This is a genomic window from Rhizobium sp. H4 (assembly GCF_003013335.1).
Classification (GTDB): domain Bacteria; phylum Pseudomonadota; class Alphaproteobacteria; order Rhizobiales; family Rhizobiaceae; genus Rhizobium; species Rhizobium sophoriradicis.
In genome coordinates this window covers 331380-350887 of the sequence record NZ_PSOW01000003.1, presented here as the reverse complement: position 1 = coordinate 350887, position 19508 = coordinate 331380, and the positions used below count along the sequence as shown (strand labels likewise).

At 62.2% G+C, this 19508-nt stretch carries 15 protein-coding genes; 4 read left to right on the top strand and 11 right to left on the bottom strand.

Going from position 1 to position 19508, the window contains the following annotated elements; all coding sequences use genetic code 11:
- Nucleotides 1-87 precede the first annotated feature (87 nt).
- Complete coding sequence (hspQ, locus tag C4N04_RS06620; RefSeq protein ID WP_009992774.1) at nt 88-417, top strand: heat shock protein HspQ; 330 nt, start codon at nt 88-90, stop codon at nt 415-417.
- Between the two features lie 339 nt (nt 418-756).
- Here hspQ and C4N04_RS06615 read toward each other — a convergent pair whose 3' ends face one another.
- The gene (locus C4N04_RS06615; protein ID WP_038688888.1) at nt 757-1410 is read right to left on the bottom strand and encodes an invasion associated locus B family protein; all 654 of its coding nucleotides are present in this window, start codon (nt 1408-1410) and stop codon (nt 757-759) included.
- A gap of 282 nt (nt 1411-1692) precedes the next feature.
- Between C4N04_RS06615 and C4N04_RS06610 the strand changes: the two genes are divergently transcribed.
- Entirely contained in the window at nt 1693-3495 is a 1803-nt protein-coding gene (locus C4N04_RS06610) for an extracellular solute-binding protein (RefSeq protein WP_106795636.1), read from the top strand.
- 62 nt (nt 3496-3557) lie between these two features.
- The gene (locus C4N04_RS06605) at nt 3558-4229 is read left to right on the top strand and encodes a DsbA family oxidoreductase (protein ID WP_106795635.1); all 672 of its coding nucleotides are present in this window, start codon (nt 3558-3560) and stop codon (nt 4227-4229) included.
- 30 nt (nt 4230-4259) lie between these two features.
- On the opposite strand, the gene C4N04_RS06600 is transcribed toward C4N04_RS06605, so the two are convergent.
- The 3 genes from C4N04_RS06600 to C4N04_RS06590 are packed head-to-tail and all read right to left on the bottom strand — an operon-like array spanning nt 4260 to nt 8549.
- Nucleotides 4260-4727 (bottom strand): OsmC family protein, encoded by a 468-nt coding sequence (locus C4N04_RS06600; RefSeq protein ID WP_077993692.1) that lies wholly within the window; start codon nt 4725-4727, stop codon nt 4260-4262.
- A gap of 16 nt (nt 4728-4743) precedes the next feature.
- Nucleotides 4744-8247, bottom strand: coding sequence for a transcription-repair coupling factor (mfd, locus tag C4N04_RS06595; RefSeq protein ID WP_077993694.1), 3504 nt, complete (start codon nt 8245-8247; stop codon nt 4744-4746).
- Complete coding sequence (locus C4N04_RS06590) at nt 8244-8549, bottom strand: succinate dehydrogenase assembly factor 2 (protein ID WP_009993873.1); 306 nt, start codon at nt 8547-8549, stop codon at nt 8244-8246. Before C4N04_RS06590 ends, mfd begins: the two co-directional genes overlap by 4 nt.
- Nucleotides 8550-8641: 92 nt before the next feature.
- Between C4N04_RS06590 and recG the strand changes: the two genes are divergently transcribed.
- A complete protein-coding gene (gene recG / locus C4N04_RS06585) occupies nt 8642-10747 on the top strand; it encodes an ATP-dependent DNA helicase RecG (protein ID WP_106795634.1) in 2106 nt (701 codons plus the stop codon).
- A 77-nt stretch (nt 10748-10824) separates the two neighbouring features.
- Here the strand turns inward: recG and C4N04_RS06580 are convergent, their stop codons facing one another.
- From C4N04_RS06580 to ytfR, 7 genes are all read right to left on the bottom strand, one after another.
- Nucleotides 10825-11532 (bottom strand): DUF502 domain-containing protein, encoded by a 708-nt coding sequence (locus tag C4N04_RS06580; RefSeq protein ID WP_038688880.1) that lies wholly within the window; start codon nt 11530-11532, stop codon nt 10825-10827.
- Between the two features lie 135 nt (nt 11533-11667).
- Complete coding sequence (gene glmS / locus C4N04_RS06575; RefSeq protein ID WP_106795633.1) at nt 11668-13494, bottom strand: glutamine--fructose-6-phosphate transaminase (isomerizing); 1827 nt, start codon at nt 13492-13494, stop codon at nt 11668-11670.
- Nucleotides 13495-13603: 109 nt separating this feature from the next.
- Entirely contained in the window at nt 13604-14965 is a 1362-nt protein-coding gene (glmU, locus tag C4N04_RS06570; RefSeq protein ID WP_106795632.1) for a bifunctional UDP-N-acetylglucosamine diphosphorylase/glucosamine-1-phosphate N-acetyltransferase GlmU, read from the bottom strand.
- A gap of 165 nt (nt 14966-15130) precedes the next feature.
- On the bottom strand, nt 15131-15916 hold the full coding sequence (locus tag C4N04_RS06565) for a FadR/GntR family transcriptional regulator (RefSeq protein WP_039623240.1): 786 nt from the start codon (nt 15914-15916) through the stop codon (nt 15131-15133).
- A gap of 15 nt (nt 15917-15931) precedes the next feature.
- Nucleotides 15932-16900 carry a galactofuranose ABC transporter, permease protein YjfF gene (gene yjfF / locus C4N04_RS06560; RefSeq protein WP_009995722.1) on the bottom strand — a complete coding sequence of 323 codons (969 nt, stop codon included), beginning with the start codon at nt 16898-16900 and terminating at the stop codon, nt 15932-15934.
- Complete coding sequence (locus C4N04_RS06555) at nt 16897-17910, bottom strand: ABC transporter permease (protein WP_009995723.1); 1014 nt, start codon at nt 17908-17910, stop codon at nt 16897-16899. The genes yjfF and C4N04_RS06555 overlap by 4 nt, the downstream gene beginning before the upstream one ends.
- Complete coding sequence (gene ytfR, locus C4N04_RS06550; RefSeq protein ID WP_106795631.1) at nt 17907-19430, bottom strand: galactofuranose ABC transporter, ATP-binding protein YtfR; 1524 nt, start codon at nt 19428-19430, stop codon at nt 17907-17909. The genes C4N04_RS06555 and ytfR overlap by 4 nt, the downstream gene beginning before the upstream one ends.
- Nucleotides 19431-19508 lie beyond the last annotated feature (78 nt).

Genomic DNA, 19508 nt, shown 5'->3' with positions numbered 1-19508 from the left:
ATATGACGTTCATGTGACGGACAAGTGCAAAAATCTTGATTTGCACGACACCAATCACCAAATTCGGTGATGAAAGGAAGTCGTACCATGAAAGAAAGAGTAGCAAAGTTCAGTATCGGCGAAGTGGTCCGGCACAAGGTATTCCCGTTTCGCGGCGTCATCTTCGACGTTGATCCGGAGTTCGCGAATACGGAGGAGTGGTGGAATTCCATTCCCGCCGAGGTGCGCCCCAGCAAGGACCAGCCATTCTACCATCTGCTCGCCGAGAATGACGAAAGCGAATACGTCGCCTATGTCTCCGAGCAGAACCTGGTGAATGACGAAAGCGGCACGCCCCTTCGCAATCAGCAGGTCTACCAGATTTTCGACCAAGCCCCATCAGGGCAGTTCAAACCCAAGATGAGCTTCGCCCACTAAGGTCAGACGTACCGATCATTGAACAAGGCCTCGCCTCTCCCAGCGAGGCCTTTTTCTTTTGTTATCAGATCCGGCTTTTTGCTTTTCATTGGGAAGCCCCTCTTCCGGCTGCCGCCACCTTCTCCCCGTTCTGACGGGGCGAAGGGAGCAGGCCGCGTGTCGGTTCCCACTTACCTCGCGCAGGGCACGTCCCCTCGCCCGTTTAAGGCAAGAGGGTTAGGGTGAAGGGCATATCCAGAGCACGAACACACAACCGAGGCGCAAAGCCAAACCGAGACAACTGTTGGCCAATAAAAAACCCGGCCTGAAGCCGGGTTTCGATTCGATACGGCGGCAGGATTACTGCGCCTTGGCTGCCTTCTGGGCCTCTTCCAGTTTCTTGCGGGCTTCGTCAGCCTTCTTCTGCATGCCTTCCTGCAGGCTGCGCTGGCTTTCGGCGAGCTTGTTTTCGGTGACCGGTTCGCCGTCATAAGCGCCGGTGAAGCCTTCGAGCGAGATCTTGATCGGGTTCGGGGCGCGGCGGAAATTGATCGACGTGAAGATCACGTCGCTGCCCTTCTTCAAGCTGGCGATCATCGCGTCGGTCAGCGGGATTTCGGCGGTGCACTTGTCCGGCAGGCAGACGGCATAATCGAGCTTCTGACCCTTGCCGCCATCGATCTGCATCATGATGCCGGGGGGAATCAGGCGTGCGGTCGGAACGGAAACCTGCAAGAGCTTGCGGTTGATCTTGCCGGAGACCGAGATCAGGCCGACGGCCGTGACGAGCTGGCCGCCATTGGCGAGGATCAGGTTCTGGACGACACAGATGTCGTTGTCTTCCTGCTTGCTGCAGGTCTTGTACCAACCGAGCTTGGGAGCGCCGACGCCCTGGGCTGGGCCCTGTGCCGCAGCATCCTGAGCGAAGGAGGAGACCGGAGCCGAAGCGGCGCCGAACATCACTGCCAGAACGGACAGTGCTGCCCGCATTTTCTTTTCAGACTTGAACATCATAACGAATTCCGTCTCCTGATATCCGTTCGGGGCAGCGACCTGCCGCCCCAACCATCGGGTCATTCGGCACTCCACCTCATGGAAAAATGAGGCAAATGCATGACCCCGAAACTTCGGGTTCACCTGTTACATCGCAGCGTTCAAGATATCCAGCTTTTCTTTGGCAATTTAACGAGCAATTTCGCCGCCACGCCAAAGAAATGGCTCTCACGTGTTGGAATCGGTCGACCAGATGTTAATCTCGCGGTGAATCATGCCCTTTCACGGATCAAGGATTGCCGAATGCTCCGGATCGTCGTCCCGCTCGTCCTCTCGCTGCTGTGCGGCACTGTTGCCGCCGAGCCGTTGCATGGAATCGCGATGCATGGCGCGCCGGCTCTGCCGCCTGACTACAAGCACTTCCCTTACGTCAATCCCGACGTCAAGAAGGGCGGCAAGATCACTTATGGCGTCGTCGGCACCTTCGACAACCTCAATCCATTCATTCTGAAGAGCATGCGCACGACAGCACGCGGCATGTGGGACCCGGACTACGGCAACCTCGTCTACGAATCGCTAATGCAGCGCTCCAGGGACGAGCCCTTCACGCTTTACGGCCTGCTTGCCCAGACCGTCGAATGGGACGACGACAGGAGCTTCATTCAGTTCAACCTCAATCCGAAGGCAAAATGGTCCGACGGTCAGCCGGTAACGCCCGAGGATGTGATGTTCAGCTTCGAGCTGTTGCGTGACAGGGGCCGCGTCCCTTTCGCCAACCGCCTCAAGGTCGTCGCCAAGATGGAGAAGGTCGGCGAACACAGCGTGCGCTTTACCTTCAATGACAAGGCCGACCGAGAGACGCCTTTGATTTTCGGCCTTTTCCCGGTGCTGCCGAAACATGCGATCGATCCCGAAACCTTTGATCGCACATCGCTGACGCCGCCGGTCGGTTCCGGCCCCTACAAGGTGAAGGTGGTCAAGCCCGGCGAAAGTATCACCTATGAGCGCGACCCGAATTACTGGGGCAAGGACATTCCTGCCAAGGTCGGCACCGACAATTACGATCAGATCACTGTCCAGTATTATTTGCAGGACACGACCTTGTTCGAAGCCTTCAAAAAGGGCGATGTCGACATCTATCCCGACGGCAATCCCGGTCACTGGGCCAATGCCTATAACTTCCCCGCGGTCACCTCCGGGGCTATCATCAAGGATGTGTTCACGCCGAAACTGCCGAGCGGCATGCTCGGCTTCGTCTTCAACACGCGCCGGCCGATCTTTGCCGATCCGAAAGTGCGTGAAGGCCTGTCGCTGGTGTTCGATTTCGAATGGGCGAACAAGAACCTCTATTCCGGCGCCTACAAGCGCACGCAGAGCTTCTGGCAGAATTCCGAGCTTTCGAGCTTCGGCGTGCCCGCCAATGCCGCGGAGCTTGCGCTACTCGGACCGATCAAGGACAAGATCGCGCCCGCGATTCTCGACGGCACCTACAAGCTGCCGGTTACCGACGGCTCCGGCCGCGACCGCAATGTACTGAAACAGGCGGTCGCGCAGTTGAAACAGGGCGGCTATACGATCCAGGGCGGCAAGATGGCCGATGCCTCGGGGCGGCAACTCGCTTTTGAAATCATGACGCAGAATGCCGACCAGGAGAAGCTCGCCGTCGCTTACCAGCGTTCGCTACAGGCGATCGGCATCGCGGCGTCGATTCGCACGGTCGATGATTCGCAATATCAGAGCCGAACGAACAGCTTCGATTACGACATGATCATGAAGTCCTTTACCTCTTCGCTGTCACCTGGAAACGAGCAGCTCGGCCGATGGTCTTCGGCTGCCCGCACGCGCGAGGGCTCGGACAGCTTTGCCGGCGCCAACGATCCCGATCTCGACACGCTGATCGACCATCTGCTGAGGGCGCGCTCGGCGGAAGAATTCACCGCGGCGGTTCGCTCCTACGACCGGCTGCTGCTCTCGAGCCACTATGTGCTGCCGCTCTATCACATGGACCAGCAGTGGGTGGCGCGCAGCAAACGCATCGGCCATCCCGAGAGGGTTCCGCTTTATGGCTATCAGCTGCCGATATGGTGGGATACAAGCGCGCAATAGAAGCGGCCGAACGCCTCGGCCCGATGTCTCCTCCGGAGACACAGAGAATAAGGAAAACGATCATGGAGCGCATCACCATCGACGTGGTCTCGGATGTCGTCTGCCCCTGGTGCTATCTAGGCAAGGCGCGGCTGGAACTCGCCATCGCCGAGGTGCAGGACGAGATCGGCGTCGACATCAACTGGCGGCCGTACCGACTCAATCCCGACTATCCCAAGGAGGGCGTCGACCAGATGAAGGCACTGGCCGAGAAGCTCGGCGGCGAGGAGCGTGTGGCGCAGGCCCACAAGATGCTGACCGATCTCGGCCGCGAAGTCGGCATTGCCTTCGATTTCGAGGCGATCAAGATCGGCCCAAATACGCTCGATGCCCATCGGCTAATCCACTGGGCGATGATCGAAGGACGCGAGGCGCAGGACCGGGTCGTCGCCGCCTTGTTCAAGGCCAACTTCGAAGAAGGCCGCAATGTCGGCGACCACGCGGTGCTGCTCGATATCGGCGAAAAGGCCGGCCTAGACCGTTCGGTCATCGCCTCGCTGCTCGCCTCCGACGCCGATCGTGATCTGATCGGTGCCGAAATCAAGGCGGCGCAGGAAATGGGCGTCAACGGCGTGCCCTTCTTCATCTTCGACCAGCAATATGCCGTCAGCGGCGCGCAGACACCGGATGTGCTGGCGAATGCACTGCGCGATATCGCCAAGGCGAAGGCCGAGGCGCGATCGGGGCTTAACTAACAGAGGGCAAGGCCGGACACGGCCCTAGATTTACCCCAGAACCGGCACGCAGCGCACCTCGGTCTTCACCGAATTGGCGATGAAACATTCGTCGTGGGCGCGATGGTGCAGCGCTTCGAGTTGGCTCAACGAGGGCTGCTTGTCGCCGGAGAAGACGACATGCGGGCGGAGCGTTACGACGGTCATGGCGAGGCGGCCTTCGGCATTCTTCTCCATGATGCCCTCGGCGGCATCGGTGTAGCCGTCGACGCAGAAGCCCTGTTTGGCGGCGATCGACAGGAACCAGAGCATGTGGCAGCTGGAGAGCGAGGCGACGAAAGCCTCTTCGGGATCGACGGCGTCTTGGGCGGAATAGGGAAGCGGAACGACATGCGACGATGAGGACGCCCTCACCTGGATGCCGCCGTCGAACGTCCAGCGATGGACGCGGCTGTAGCGGTTGTCCGTGAAGGTCTCGCCGTTTCGCCGCCAGGCGATTGTTGCGCCGTATGTCGCCATGCCCTTTTCCCTCGGTTTATCTCGCCATCTCTGCCAGTTGCGTCATGATGACCGCGGCCCCCTGGAGGCGTTTTTCCGGTGTCGGCAGGTCGCGGGTCAGGAACAGGCTGTGGTCGGGGCGGATCTTCGCCATCGTACCCTGCTTGCCTATATAACCGACGAGATTTGCCGGGTTCGGGAATTCCTTGTTGCGGAACTGCACGACGACGCCCTTCGGGCCGGCATCGAGTTTTTCGACATTGGCGGTGCGGCAGAGCGACTTGATGTAGACGATCTTGAGGAGGTGCTGGACTTCGATCGGCATCGGGCCGAAGCGGTCGATCATCTCGGCGCCGAAGCCGTCGATCTCCTTGAGCTCGGTGAGTTCGCCGAGACGGCGGTAAAGCGCCATGCGCAGATGCAGATCGGGAACGTAGTCCTCCGGGATCATCACCGTCGTGCCGACCGAGATTTGCGGCGACCAGCCGGTATCGTGGATCTCGTCGACGCCCTTCACCTCGGCGACCGCTTCTTCCAGCATCTGCTGGTAGAGTTCGAAGCCAACCTCTTTGATATGGCCAGACTGCTCTTCGCCGAGCAGGTTGCCAGCGCCGCGGATATCGAGGTCGTGGCTTGCCAGCTGGAAGCCGGCGCCGAGCGTATCGAGCGACTGCAGCACCTTGAGGCGGCGATCTGCCGTCGGCGTCAGCACCTTGTTCACAGGCAGGGTGAAGAGTGCGAAGGCGCGCACCTTCGAGCGTCCGACGCGACCGCGCAACTGATAGAGCTGGGCAAGGCCGAACATATCGGCGCGGTGAACGATCAACGTGTTGGCTGTCGGCACGTCGAGGCCGGATTCGACGATGGTGGTCGACAACAGCACGTCGTAACGGCCTTCATAAAAGGCGTTCATGATATCTTCGAGTTCGCCGGCCGGCATTTGACCATGCGCCACGGCAACCTTCAGCTCCGGCACATCGGACTGCAGGAAGGCGTGCACATCGGCGAGATCGGCAAGCCTCGGGCAGACGTAAAAACTCTGGCCGCCGCGATAGTGCTCGCGCATCAGCGTCTCGCGGATGACCAGGCTGTCGAAAGGCGAGATGAAGGTGCGCACCGCCATGCGATCGACCGGCGGCGTGGTGATCAGCGACAGTTCGCGCACGCCGGTCATGGCAAGCTGCAGCGTGCGCGGGATCGGTGTGGCCGACAGCGTCAGCACGTGCACGTCGCTCTTCAGCTCCTTTAGCCGCTCCTTGTGCTTGACGCCGAAATGCTGCTCCTCGTCGATGACGAGCAGGCCGAGATTGGCAAATTTGATGCCGGCGCCGAGCAGCGCATGGGTGCCGACGACAATATCGGTCTTCCCTTCCGCCACTTCCTTCTTGGTCAGCGCCAGCTCCTTGGCGCCAACCAGGCGTGAGGCCTGCTGGATGCGCACCGGCAGGCCGCGGAAGCGCTCGGAAAAGGTTTTGAAATGCTGGCGCGCGAGCAGTGTCGTCGGCACGACGATGGCAACCTGGACGCCATTCATCGCGGCGACGAAGGCGGCGCGCAGTGCCACTTCGGTCTTGCCGAAACCGACGTCACCGCAGACGAGACGATCCATCGGCCGGCCGGCGCCCAGATCGGAGCGCACCGCGTCGATGGCGTTATCCTGGTCCTCGGTCTCATCATAGGGGAAGCGGGCGGCAAATTCGTCGTAAAGGCCGTCCGGCGTCGTCAGAACGGGCGCATGGCGCGTCAGGCGCTCGGCGGCGATACGGATCAGCGCATCGGCCATGTCGAGCAGGCGCTTCTTGAGCTTGGCCTTGCGCATCTGCCACGCGCCGCCGCCGAGCTTGTCGAGCTGGGCGTCGGTGCCCTCGCCGCCGTAGCGCGAGAGCAGGTCGATGTTTTCGACCGGCAGGAAGAGTTTGGCCTCATCGGCATATTGCAGTTCGAGGCAGGCATGCGGGGCGCCCGCCGCCTCGATGGTCTTGAGGCCGATGAAGCGGCCGATGCCGTGTTCGGCATGGACGACGATCGAGCCTTCGTCGAGGCCGGCGACCTCGGCGATGAAATCGGCGGCGCGCTTGCGGCGCTTGGAGCGGCGCACCATGCGGTCGCCGAGAATATCCTGCTCGCCGATGACGACGAGATCACCGGCCTCGAAGCCGGATTCGAGATTGAGCACGGCGGCGGCGGCCTCGCCTTTGCCCAGCGCCGCGAGATCCTTCAGCGCCTCGACCGGCTTCACCTTTTCCAAGCCGTGCTCGTTCAGCACCTGCAGCAGGCGCTCCAGCGAACCTTCGGTCCAGGCGGTGACCAGCACCTTCGCCCCGTCGGCGCGTCGGTCGGCGATATGCTTGACGACGACGTCGAAGATATTGACGCGTTCGGCATCGCCGCCGCCTTCGGCATTCGAGCGGGCCCAGCGCTGGCCCTGGCGGGCCTCGATATTGACGACCCGCCTCGCCTCGCCCTCTATCTCGTTGAAGGGGCTGATGCGGATCGCGCCGAGCGCGTCGAGAGTCTTGGCGAAAAGCTTGCTGTCCAGGTAGAGCTGCCCCGGCGCCACCGGCTTGTAGGGTGTGCCCTGCGCCATCTGACCCTTGGACGGCTGGCCGGAATTCAGGCGGGCATCGAAATAATCGAGGACGAGCTTGGAGCGTTCCTCCGCCGCCTCCCGCACGGTGTGGTCGGTGACGACTCGGAAGCCGCTGAGATAATCGAAGACGGTATCGAGCTTCTCGTAGAAGAACGGCAGCCAATGCTCCATGCCGGGATAACGGCGGCCTTCGGAGACGGCGAGATAGAGCGCGTCATCACGGGTCGTCGCGCCGAAAGCCGAGAGGTAATTCTTGCGGAAGCGGCTGATCGTATCCGGCGTCAGCGTCACCTCGCTCATCGGGTTGAGATCGAGCGAGCGCACCTGACCCGTCGTGCGTTGGCTCGCCGGATCGAAGCTGCGGATCGATTCCAGCGTATCGCCGAAGAAATCGAGGCGGACCGGCTCTTCCGAACCCGGCACGAAGACGTCGAGAATGCCGCCGCGCACGGCATATTCGCCGACCTCGCGAACGGTCGCAACGCGATCGAAGCCGTTGCGCTCCAGGCGCCCCGCGAGATCGTCCATGCGCAGCTGGTTGCCGGGTCGGGCCGAAAAGCTCAGGCTTTCGATGACATCATGCGGCGCCACCTTCTGCAGCATGGCATTGGCGGTGACGAGCACGATGGCCGCATGCGGCTTTTTCCGGTGGGCGATGAGGCCGCCGAGTGCCGCAAGCCGGCGGGCCGAGGTATCGGCGCTCGGCGAGACGCGGTCATAGGGCAGACAGTCCCAGGCCGGCAGGGTGAGAACCGGAATGTCGGGGGCGACGAAGCCCAGCATCTGCTCGAGATCGGCCATGCGGTGGCCGTCTGACATGACATAGGCGACCGGCTCTCCCGTGCGGGCGAGTTCGGCGAGCAGCAGCGGTTCGAGGCCGGCAGGCACATTGCCGATCGTCAGCGGCTCGGCAATGGCCGCAAGCTTCTTCGCATCGAAACCAGGGATCATTCCGGCGTCCTGAGGGGCTTGTCGAAATCGGGCGTATAGGCGGCAAGGCGGGCAAACATCGGTGTCTGGAAACGCTCTGGCACCGGCCAGGTTCCCATGATCCAGCGGAGCAGGTCATTATCCTCTTCGGCCATGATCGTCTCGAACTCGTCGAGCTCGGCGTCCGAAAGCGTCGCGATCTCGGCTTCGGCGAACTGGCCGAAGACCAGATCCATCTCGCGGATGCCTCGATGCCAGCAGCGGAAAAGGATGCGGCGGCGGCGCGGGTCGAGACCGGCACTCGTGAGCGTGACACCTGTCATGGCATTACCTTCCTGTTGATGCGCCTCTATAGCCACTCGAAAGCGGCTTGTCAGCCTTGCCAAGGCCGCATTGTTCATCGCATTTTGACCGCATGCGCCCCGCCATTCTCGATCCGCTGTTTTCCCCCATTTCGGGCCTTCCGGGCGTCGGCCCGAAGATCGCCGAACTGCTGGTCAAGCTGCTCGGTCGCGAGACGCCGGAGGATTGCCGGGTCATCGATCTCCTCTTCCACGCGCCCTTCTCGCTGATCGACCGGCGCAATCAGCCGGGAATCGCCTTGTCGCCGCAGGGTGCGATCGTGACGATAACCGCCCGCGTCGACCGCCACCAGGTTCCGCCGCGCGGCAAGACCAATGTGCCCTATCGCGTCTTCCTGCATGACGAGACCGGCGAACTGACGCTGGTCTTCTTCCGCGGCCAAGCGGCTTGGCTGGAAAAGCAGCTGCCTGTTGATGCCGAGGTGACGGTCAGCGGCAAGGTCGACTGGTTCAACGGCCGCGCCTCGATGGTGCATCCGGACTATATCGTCAGAGCGGAGGAAGCGGAGAACCTGCCGCTGGTTGAGCCGATCTATCCGCTGACGGCGGGGCTTTCACCGAAGACATTGCGCAAGATCATCGATGCCGCCCTGCCGCGATTTCCCGAGCTGCCGGAATGGATCAACTCGGCGCTGGCGCAGAAGCAGGGCCTGCCGTCGATCCGCGACAGTTTCCATATGCTGCACGAGCCGCGCGACCCCGCCGATATCGACCCGCAAGCCCCGGCGCGGCGGCGGCTCGCCTATGATGAGTTCCTCGCCGGCCAGCTGTCGCTGAGCCTGGTGCGCCAGCGGCTGCGCAAGGTGGCGGGCCAGCCTGTGCAGGCGACGGGTGCGGTCAGCGGCAAGATCCTGAAGGCGCTGCCCTTCTCACCCACATCAAGCCAGAACGAGGCGATCGCCGACATTTTGAATGACATGGCCGGCAACGAGCGCATGCTGCGGCTGCTGCAGGGCGATGTCGGTTCCGGCAAGACGCTGGTGGCGTTGATGTCGATGGCGGCGGTGATCGAGAGCGGCGGCCAGGCCGTTCTGATGGCGCCGACCGAAATCCTGGCGCGCCAGCACCACGCGACGATCTCGAAATTCGCCGCCTCCGCCGGGCTCGGCATCGAGGTGTTGACCGGGCGCACCAAGGGACGCGAGCGGGAGGAGATCCTGGAGCGCATCGCCTCGGGTGCGGCGCAGGTCATCATCGGCACCCATGCGCTGTTCCAGGATACTGTATCTTACGCCAACCTCATGCTGGCCGTCGTCGACGAGCAGCACCGTTTCGGCGTGCATCAGCGGCTCAGGCTGACGGCCAAGGGCATCTCGCCGCACATGCTTGTGATGACGGCGACGCCGATCCCGCGCACGCTGGTGCTTGCCGCCTTCGGCGACATGGACGTTTCCAAGCTCACGGAAAAGCCGGCCGGCCGCAAGCCGATCCAGACGATCACCGTGCCGATGGAGCGCACCGGCGAGATCGTCGGCCGGCTGCAGAGCGCGCTTGCCGAGGGCAAGAAGGCCTACTGGATCTGCCCGCTGGTCGAAGAGTCCGAAGAGCTCGACCTGATGTCGGCCGAGGAGCGGCATGCGACACTTGTTGTCGCACTCGGCCCCGATATCGGCCTCATCCACGGCCGCATGAGCGGGCCGGAGAAGGATGCGGCGATGATGGCGTTCAAGAACGGCGAGAGCCGGCTGCTCGTCGCCACCACTGTCGTCGAAGTCGGAGTCGACGTGCCGGATGCGACGATCATGGTGATCGAACATGCCGAACGCTTCGGCCTGGCGCAATTGCACCAGCTGCGCGGCCGGGTCGGACGCGGCGACGAAGCGTCGACCTGCATCCTGCTCTACAAGGGGCCGCTCGGCGAGACTGGCCATGCCAGGCTTTCGATCATGCGGGAAACGGAGGACGGATTCCGCATCGCCGAGGAGGATCTGAAGCTGCGCGGCGAAGGCGAGCTGCTCGGCACCCGGCAGTCCGGCACGCCGGGTTTTCGTATCGCCAGCCTCGAGGCGCATGCCGACCTGCTGGAAATTGCCCGCAAGGATGCGGCCTATCTCATCGAGCGCGATCCGGAGTTGACCAGCGACAGAGGACAGGCGATCCGCACGCTGCTCTACCTGTTCCGCCGCGACGAGGCGATCCGGTTCTTAAGAGCAGGATAAATCGCGCCGCGGCGCTTCAATCTTCTTTCCATGCATGTCGTTATCTCAAAGCGCCAAACACTTTTGGGCGATATGCATCAATCCGCCTTGGACACCGCCACCGGCTTCGGCCGCGGCAGATGCTTCTGCTTCGGCTCGGACGGCTTGTGTTCGGGGGCGACGAGGCCGCCTGAGATCAGGAACTTGGCGGCGTCCTCCGGGCTCATGTCGAGCATCACGATCTTTTCGCGCGGCACGAAGATCAGGAAGCCGGCCGTCGGCACCGGCGTCGGCGGCAGGAAGACGGCGACCATATCCTGGCCCATGGCATTGAACTTCGAGGCGATCTCGCCCTTGGCGTCGGTTGCGACGAAGACCAGCGCCCAGAGGCCGGGGCCTGGATATTCAATAAGCCCGACCTTCTTGAAGGAGTTCGACTGCTCCTTCAGCACGGTTTCGAAAATCTGCTTCACGCTTCTGTAGATCGTGCGCACTAGCGGCATGCGCTGGACAATCGATTCGCCGAAACGGACGATGCTCTGGCCGATGAGGTTCTTGCCGAGGAAACCGACGACGGTGATCAGCACGATGGCGATCAGCAGGCCGAAGCCGGGAATGGCGAAATTGAGATAGCTTTCCGGATTCCAGCGCGCCGGAATATAGGGCCTGACCCAGCTGTCCGACCAATGGATGAAGGTCCAGGTCAGCCAGATGGTAATGGCGATCGGCGCGCAGATGATCAGGCCTGCGAGAAAATTGTTCCTCAGCCGGGTCGCGACCGGCATTCTGGGGGCGTTGTCGGCCATCGTTTCCTGATGAACTCCATCTCAGTCCTGGACGGGCCGGAACGCCGGCCCTTCCCCCTTGTCCGCATCCCAAAATTGCCAGAATTCGGGGCGTCGCACAATATGTTTCGGGGCGAAGACCCCGGTCCAAAAGGCTTATTCCACGGTCACGGATTTCGCGAGATTGCGCGGCTGATCGACGTCGGTGCCCATGAAGACGGCCGTATGATAGGCGAGCAGCTGGATCGGCAGCGAGAAGATCATCGGCGCGATGATTTCGTCGACGACAGGCAGGGTAATCGTCGCCATGGTCGGCAGTTTCGAGGCGGCGGCACCGGCTTCGTCGGTGATGAAGACGATGCGGCCGCCGCGGGCTGCGACCTCCTGCATGTTGGAGACGGTCTTTTCGAAGAAGCGGTCATAGGGAGCAATGACGATAACAGGCATGTTCTCGTCGATCAGCGCGATCGGCCCGTGCTTCAATTCGCCGGCGGCATAACCCTCGGCGTGGATATAGGAGATTTCCTTGAGCTTCAGCGCGCCTTCCATGGCGAGCGGGAAGCTGGTGCCGCGGCCGAGATAGAGCACGTCCTTGCATTTCGACAGTTCCCGCGACAGGCTTTCCATCTGCGGCTGGATGAGGTTCAGCACCCGGCTCATGATGCGCGGCATTTCGGCGAGATGCCGCACCAGCGCCCTCTCCTCTTCGGCGCTGACCGTGCCGCGCGCCTTGCCGGCACCGATCGCCAGCGACGCCAGCACGGCGAGCTGGCAGGTGAAGGCCTTGGTCGAGGCGACGCCGATTTCCGGGCCTGCCATGATCGGGAACACGGCGTCGGATTCGCGCGCCATAGTCGATTCGCGGACATTGACGACGGCGCCGATCTTCAGGCCGTTGTCGCGGCAGTAACGCAGCGATGCCAGCGTGTCGGCGGTTTCGCCGGACTGCGAGATGAAGAGGGCCGCCTGCGTCGGCGAAAGCGGCATTTCGCGGTAGCGGAATTCCGAGGCGACGTCGATCTCGACCGGCAGGCGGGCATAGCGCTCGAACCAGTATTTGCCGACAAGGCCGGCGAGATAGGCGGTGCCACAGGCCGAGATCGCCAAGCCGGTCGCCGCTTTGAAGTCGATCGCCGCGGCATTGGCGCCGATCGTGTTCTCGGCGAAATCGACATAGTGGCTGAGCGCATGGGAGATGACCTCCGGCTGCTCGTAGATTTCCTTTTCCATGAAGTGGCGGTGATTGCCCTTGTCGACGACATAAGCGGTCGCCTGCGAGATCTGCCGGGCGCGCTCGACCGGCTTGCCGGTAAAATCCAGCACCGAGACGCTATCGCGGGTGATGACGGCGCAGTCGCCGTCGACGAGATAGGTGATTTCGTTGGTGAAGGGCGAGAGCGCGATGGCATCCGAGCCGAGGAACATCTCGCCGCGGCCGTAGCCGACGGCAAGCGGCGGACCGGAACGGGCGGCCATGATCGTGCCGGGATCGGCCTTGAGCATGACGGCCAGCGCATAGGCGCCGGTCACCCGGTTCAGCATTTTCAGCATGGCGGCGCGCGGCTCGAAGCCCTCGCGCAGATATTTTGCCATCAGCTGGGCGACGACCTCGGTGTCGGTCTGGGTTTCGAAGACCGAGCCGTCCGCGGTCAGTTCGTCGCGAAGCTCGGAGAAGTTCTCGATGATGCCGTTATGGACGACGGCGACGCCTTCGACGAAATGCGGATGGGCATTGGTTTCGTTCGGCACGCCGTGGGTCGCCCAGCGCGTATGGGCGATTCCGACCAAACCCGGCAGCGGTTCCGCATCGAGGCGTTTTTCCAGATTGAAGAGCTTGCCCTCGGCGCGGCGGCGATCCATCACGCCCTCATGGATGGTGGCGACACCGGCGGAATCATAACCGCGATATTCGAGACGCTTCAGCGCATCGACCAGGCGCCCGGCAACGGGCTGAGTTCCGACGATCCCCACAATTCCGCACATGCAATATCCCCATGAGCCTCCAACAATGAGGCCAGTCCTACTGATTTCCGCTTATTTCTCAATGGCCTCGGCGGTCACTTTCAATTTCCGCCGGTTACGGAAAGCGGCCTCAAGCCTTGGCCTTCTTCGCCGCCTTGCTGGCGAGCGCACGCTCGCGCAGCAGGGTCGCCCGGCCGGGCTTGATCTCTTGGCGGGCGCGGCCGAGCGCCAGCGCATCGGCCGGCACGTCGGCGGTGATGACGCTGCCAGAGCCGACATAGGCGCCGTCGCCGATCGTCACCGGCGCGACCAGCGACGAGTTGGAACCGATAAAGGCGTTCTCGCCGATCACCGTCTCGCTCTTGTTGACCCCGTCATAATTGCAGGTGATCGTGCCGGCGCCGATATTGCTGCCGGCGCCGACGACGGCATCGCCGATGTAAGTGAGATGGTTGACCTTGGCGCCCTCGCCCAACCGGCCATTCTTAACCTCGCAGAAATTGCCGACCTTGGAACCATTGGCGAGATCGGCCCCCGGCCGCAGCCGCGCGAAGGGACCGACGGTCGCGCTCTCACTGACATGGGCGCCTTCGATATGCGAGAAGGCGTGAATGACGGCGCCGCTGTCGATCACTGCGCCGGGACCGAAAACGACATTCGGCTCGATCAGCGCATCCTGGCCAATGACGGTATCGTAGGAGAGGAACACCGTTTCCGGTGCGATCATGGTGACGCCCGCCAGCATCATCTCGCGGCGGCGGCGTTCCTGCCAGAAGCGCTCGATGACGGCGAGTTCCGCGCGGTTGTTGCAGCCGGTCATCTCGATTTCAGGGGCATCGACGGCGGTGACGCGGCTGCCGAGCGAGCGGGCGATCTCGACGAGATCGGTCAGATAGAATTCGCCCTTAGCATTGGCATTGCCGATGCGTGAGAGCAGATCGAGCGCCTTGCGGCCGTTGATCGCCATCAGCCCGCTGTTGCACCAGGTAACGGCGCGCTCGGCATCGGTCGCATCCTTCTCCTCGCGGATGGCGATGAGTTCGCCGTCCTTGACAAGCAGCCGGCCGTAGCCGGTCGGACGGTCGGTGTGAAAACCGATGACGACGATGTCGCTGCCATCGGCAAGACCCTGGCGGGCGGCTTTGAGCGGGCCGTCGGTCTGCAGGGGCACGTCGCCATAGGTGACGAGGATATCGTCATAACCCCTGGCGATCGCTTCGCGCGCCGCCAGCACCGCATGGCCGGTGCCGAGGCGCTGCTGCTGCAGATAGGATTCGACGCCAACACCATCGGTGCTTGCGGCCTTTGAAACCGCCTCGGCGTCGCGGCCGACGACAAGGGCGACGGAGGAAATACCGGCGGAGGCGACCGCCTCGACCACATGGGCGATCATCGGCCGCCCGGCGACCGGATGCAGCACCTTCGATTTCGAGGATTTCATCCGCGTGCTGTCACCGGCAGCAAGGATGACGGCAAGGCAAGTACGTTCCATGATCTGCTCCGCGAATCCGCGCGATAAGGCGGCTTTGCTGCCTCATACTGCATAATTCCTGAAATCGGAATCGATTTTCGGAAGCCGCGATGGAAGGATCGAAAGTGCGATGGCGTGCTTTGCGCGTCTCCAAAGAAGCACAAAGCCACAGCTCAGGCAAAGCCCTTACTTAGGTGAAATTTCCGGCGAAAGCGGCTCCATGACATCAGGAGAGCCGCTGGTCGCAAAGGATTCGCGCACATGATCGCGGCCGTCCAAGATGACGACTTCCATCGCCCGGCGCGCGGCGGCGCTGTCACCGGAAGCGATGGCATCGACGATGCGCATATGGGTGTCGGCAATATTGGCAAAGCCATTTTCGGAAGGCGGCGTACTGATGCGGAACATGCCGACGAGAGCCGCCTCGATGAGGCTGCCGAGGGTGCGCATGAAGGGATTGTGCGAGGCTTCGGCGAGCGCCAGGTGAAAGTGTAGGTCGGCGAGCGCCAAGCTGTCGGCCGTATGGCCGCTTGCCGCCATCTCCTCCGCCAGCCCGCGCAGCGTTTCGATTTCCTCGGCATTGGCCCGCTCGGCGACGAGGCCGGCGGCGAAGGGTTCGACGGCAAGACGGATATCGTAAAGCTGCAACAGGAATTCTTCCGTCACACCACTGTCGAAGTGCCAAGCGATAATCTCGCTGTCGAACATGTTCCAGAGGTTCTTCTCGGTCACACGCGTGCCGACGCGCGCCTTGGCGACGACCATGCCCTTAGCGGCGAGCGTCTTCATCGTCTCGCGCAAGACCGTGCGCGACACCTTGAAGCGTTGCGCCAGTTCCGTATCGCCCGGCAGGATCGAGCCGACGGGATAGGTGCCTGCGACGATCCCCTTGCCGAGCTCGTCGACTACCTGCGCGTGGCTCGTCCGCGTCCGGCGCCCTGTCTTGCGTGTCTCGATCAATTTGTTGCGCAAGCGATCCGTCTCCCCTCAGGCATACCTCTTGTTCAAACTGGAAAGGAACAGGATCGCCTTCTGCATCAGGATGAATGCAAACAGCAGAAGGCCGATCAGGATCTTCGTCCACCAGCTCGACAGCGTGCCGTCGAAGGTGATGTAGGTCTGAATGAGCCCCTGGATCAGGATACCGATCAAGGTTCCTGCCACGAATCCCGCTCCTCCGGTCAGCAGCGTCCCTCCGATGACGACTGCCGCGATGGCGTCGAGTTCGACGCCGACCGCCGCAAGAGAATATCCAGCAGAGGTGTACAGCGAAAAAACGATTCCGGATAGGCCGGCGAGAAAACCCGACAGCGCATAGATCTGGATCGTCGTGCGTCCCACAGGCACGCCCATCAGCCGCGCCGTCTGCGGACCACCGCCGAGCGCATAGACATTGGTGCCGAAGCGGGTGCGGTGGGCGATGAAGATGCCGGCGGCGAAAACCAGAAGCATGATGGCGCCGATCAGCGTCAACCGCCCGCCTCCGGGCAGCCGCCAATAGAGGCTCGTCAGCGTCGAATAATAGTCGTGGTTGATCGGAATGCTGTCGATCGAGAGCACAAAGGCAATACCGCGCGCCAGGAACATACCGGCAAGTGTCACGATAAAGGCCGGCATTTCGAGATAATGGATGATCGCGCCCATGACGGCACCGAAGGCGGTGGTGATGACGAGGACGAGCGCGAAGGCGAGCAGCGGATGGATCGAGGTGTTCTGCAGGATAACGGCAAGGAAGACACCGGTAAATGCGATGATCGAGCCGATCGACAGATCGATGCCGCCGGAAATGATGACGAAGGTCATGCCGACCGCGGCAATTCCGAGGAAGGCGTTGTCGGTCAGCAGATTGCCGATGACGCGCGTTGACAGCATGTTCGGATATTGCAGCGTGCAGCCGGCATAGGCGAGCACGAAAATGACGATCGTCGCAAGCAGCGGCAGGTATTTGGAGTTCATTTCGGCTGCTCCCTTCCGCCCTGCCGGCGGCTGGCAAAGATGGCGAGCGACTGCACCGCCGGCGACTGAATGACGAGGATCACGATGATAATCACCGCCTTGATGATCAGATTGAATTCGGGCGGAAAGCCGGAGGACAAAATGCCGGTATTGACAGCCTGGATGATCATCGCGCCGATCAGCGATCCCACGATGCTGAAGCGACCGCCGAGCAGCGAATTGCCGCCGACCACCACGGCGAGGATGGCGTCGAGTTCGAGCCAGAGACCGGCATTGTTGGCGTCGGCGCCCTTGATGTCGGCTGCGACGATGATGCCTGCAATCGACGCGCAGAGCCCGCTCAGCATATAGACGGCCATCAGCAGCACCGGCGTCTGGATGCCGGAGAGCGTGCTGGCGCGGCGGTTGATGCCGACGGCTTCGAGCAGCATGCCGAGCGCCGTTCGGCGGACGAGCAGGATGACGAGCAGGCCGACGAGGAACCAGATGACGACGGGCATCGGCAGGAGAGCCATGGAGCCGCTGCCGAAGAAGATCAGCCCGTCATCGTTGAAGGTCAGGATGGCGCCCTCGGTGATGAGCTGGGCGATGCCGCGGCCGGCGACCATCAGCACCAGCGTGGCGATAATCGGCTGGATGTTGAGGATCGCCACCAGGAAACCGTTCCAGACGCCGCAGGCAAGTCCGATCGCCAGCGTCAACAGAATGGTGTAGGCAACTGAATTTCCAGACACGATCGATGATGCGGCAACGGCGCCGCAGATGGCGATGATCGCGCCGACGGACAGGTCGATGCCTTTGGTGGCAATCACCAGCGTCATGCCGATCGCCAAGAGCGCCACCGGCGCGCCGCGATTCAGAACGTCGATCAGGCTGCCATAGAGGCGTCCGTTCTGAACCACCACATTAAAGAACTGCGGTGACGTTATGAAATTCAACAGAAGAATGACAGCGAGAGCGATCAATTGCGGCGCCAGGCGATAGGCCAGCGCATTCCGGGAGGATTTCATGCGTCCTCCGTCTTGTGTTCGGCGGCGGCAATGGCATCGACGATACCAGCGGCGGTGATGCGCTCGCCCGTGAGTTCGGCGATATGCTGCCTGTCGCGAAGTACGATAACACGTGAACTATAGGCGACAAGCTCTTCAAGTTCCGAGGAAATTACGATCAATGACATGCCTTCGGCGCAGAGCTGTTCGATGAGCCGGATAATCTCGGCATGGGCGCCGACATCGATACCGCGGGTTGGCTCGTCGAGGATGAGAAACTTGGGATTGGTCGCCAGCCAGCGGGCAAGAATTGCCTTCTGCTGGTTGCCGCCGGAGAGCAGCCGGATCGGCTTCTCGCGGTCGGTCGTTCTGATGTCGAGCGCCTTGATGTAGCGGTCGGCCAGCGCATTCTGCTCGGCGCGCGACAGCGGCCGGGTCCAGCCGCGGCGGGCCTGCAGCGCCAAGGCGATATTTTCCCTGATCGACAGGTCGCCGACGATGCCATCGGTCTTGCGGTCCTCGGGGCAGAAGCCGAAGCCCTTTTCGATCGCGGCACGCGGACTGGACAGGGTTGCAGGCTGGCCGTCGATCGTAACACTGCCGCTATCGGCATGCTCGACGCCGAAGAGCAGTTCGGCGGTCTCGGTGCGCCCGGAGCCGAGCAGGCCGGCGATGCCGACCACCTCGCCCGCGCGCACATCGAGATCGAAGGGTTTGACCTTGCCGCGTTTGCCGTAGCCGGCAAATCTGTAGCGGACTTCGCCCGCCGCAATGCTGTGTTCCCTGACCGTCTCTTCGGCCTGGGCAAGCTCGCGGCCGAGCATCATGGCGATCAGGCCCTGGCGCGGCAGATCGGCGGCGTCGCGGGTGCCGACTAGCTTGCCGTTGCGCAGCACGGTGATGCGATCGCTGATTGCATAGACCTGCTCAAGGAAATGGGTGATGAAGACGATGCCGAGACCGCGCTTCTTCAAATCCTCGATGATGCGGAAGAGCAGCGCCACTTCCTGGTTGTCGAGGCTTGCCGTCGGCTCATCCAATATCAGCACCTTGCCGGAGAGATCGACGGCGCGAGCGATCGCCACCACCTGCTGGACGGCAACGGAGAAGCGGCTGAGTTCGGCGGTGACGTCGATATCGATGCCGTAACCGGCAAGCAGTTCGCGCGCCTTGCGGTTCATCGCGCGCACGTCGGTCATGCCGAACCGCCTCGGCTGGCGACCGAGAAAGAGATTTTCGGCGACGCTCAGATTAGAGAGGAGGTTGACCTCCTGATAGACGGTGCCGATGCCGAGATTCTGGGCAGCGAGCGTATTGGCCGGATTGATCTCCTGGCCGTCCAGCATCAGGCTGCCTTCGTCACGATGGTAGGCGCCGGTGATGCACTTGATCAGCGTCGATTTGCCGGCGCCGTTCTCGCCGAGAAGCGCATGAACCTCGCCGCGGCGCAGCGTGAAATCCACCTTGTCCAATGCGATGGCGCCCGGGAAGAATTTCGATATGGCCGAGGCTGCGAGAATAGTCTCGTTATTGTGAACCATGAGGGCTGCTGTTTCCTGATATTTCGCCTTGCGCCTGCGCCAAACCGGGCATGACGCCCGGTCCGGCACCGGCAGTTC

What these genes read in the sequence shown, in the direction of transcription:
- C4N04_RS06590 (WP_009993873.1), bottom strand. Translation starts at nt 8,549, where the DNA reads ATGACAGGTGTCACGCTCACGAGTGCCGGTCTCGACCCGCGCCGCCGC.
- recG (WP_106795634.1), top strand. Translation starts at nt 8,642, where the DNA reads ATGCGCCCCGCCATTCTCGATCCGCTGTTTTCCCCCATTTCGGGCCTT.
- C4N04_RS06600 (WP_077993692.1), bottom strand. Translation starts at nt 4,727, where the DNA reads ATGGCGACATACGGCGCAACAATCGCCTGGCGGCGAAACGGCGAGACC.
- C4N04_RS06610 (WP_106795636.1), top strand. Translation starts at nt 1,693, where the DNA reads ATGCTCCGGATCGTCGTCCCGCTCGTCCTCTCGCTGCTGTGCGGCACT.
- yjfF (WP_009995722.1), bottom strand. Translation starts at nt 16,900, where the DNA reads ATGAACTCCAAATACCTGCCGCTGCTTGCGACGATCGTCATTTTCGTG.
- C4N04_RS06615 (WP_038688888.1), bottom strand. Translation starts at nt 1,410, where the DNA reads ATGATGTTCAAGTCTGAAAAGAAAATGCGGGCAGCACTGTCCGTTCTG.
- mfd (WP_077993694.1), bottom strand. Translation starts at nt 8,247, where the DNA reads ATGATCCCTGGTTTCGATGCGAAGAAGCTTGCGGCCATTGCCGAGCCG.
- hspQ (WP_009992774.1), top strand. Translation starts at nt 88, where the DNA reads ATGAAAGAAAGAGTAGCAAAGTTCAGTATCGGCGAAGTGGTCCGGCAC.
- glmU (WP_106795632.1), bottom strand. Translation starts at nt 14,965, where the DNA reads ATGGAACGTACTTGCCTTGCCGTCATCCTTGCTGCCGGTGACAGCACG.
- C4N04_RS06605 (WP_106795635.1), top strand. Translation starts at nt 3,558, where the DNA reads ATGGAGCGCATCACCATCGACGTGGTCTCGGATGTCGTCTGCCCCTGG.
- glmS (WP_106795633.1), bottom strand. Translation starts at nt 13,494, where the DNA reads ATGTGCGGAATTGTGGGGATCGTCGGAACTCAGCCCGTTGCCGGGCGC.
- C4N04_RS06580 (WP_038688880.1), bottom strand. Translation starts at nt 11,532, where the DNA reads ATGGCCGACAACGCCCCCAGAATGCCGGTCGCGACCCGGCTGAGGAAC.
- ytfR (WP_106795631.1), bottom strand. Translation starts at nt 19,430, where the DNA reads ATGGTTCACAATAACGAGACTATTCTCGCAGCCTCGGCCATATCGAAA.
- C4N04_RS06555 (WP_009995723.1), bottom strand. Translation starts at nt 17,910, where the DNA reads ATGAAATCCTCCCGGAATGCGCTGGCCTATCGCCTGGCGCCGCAATTG.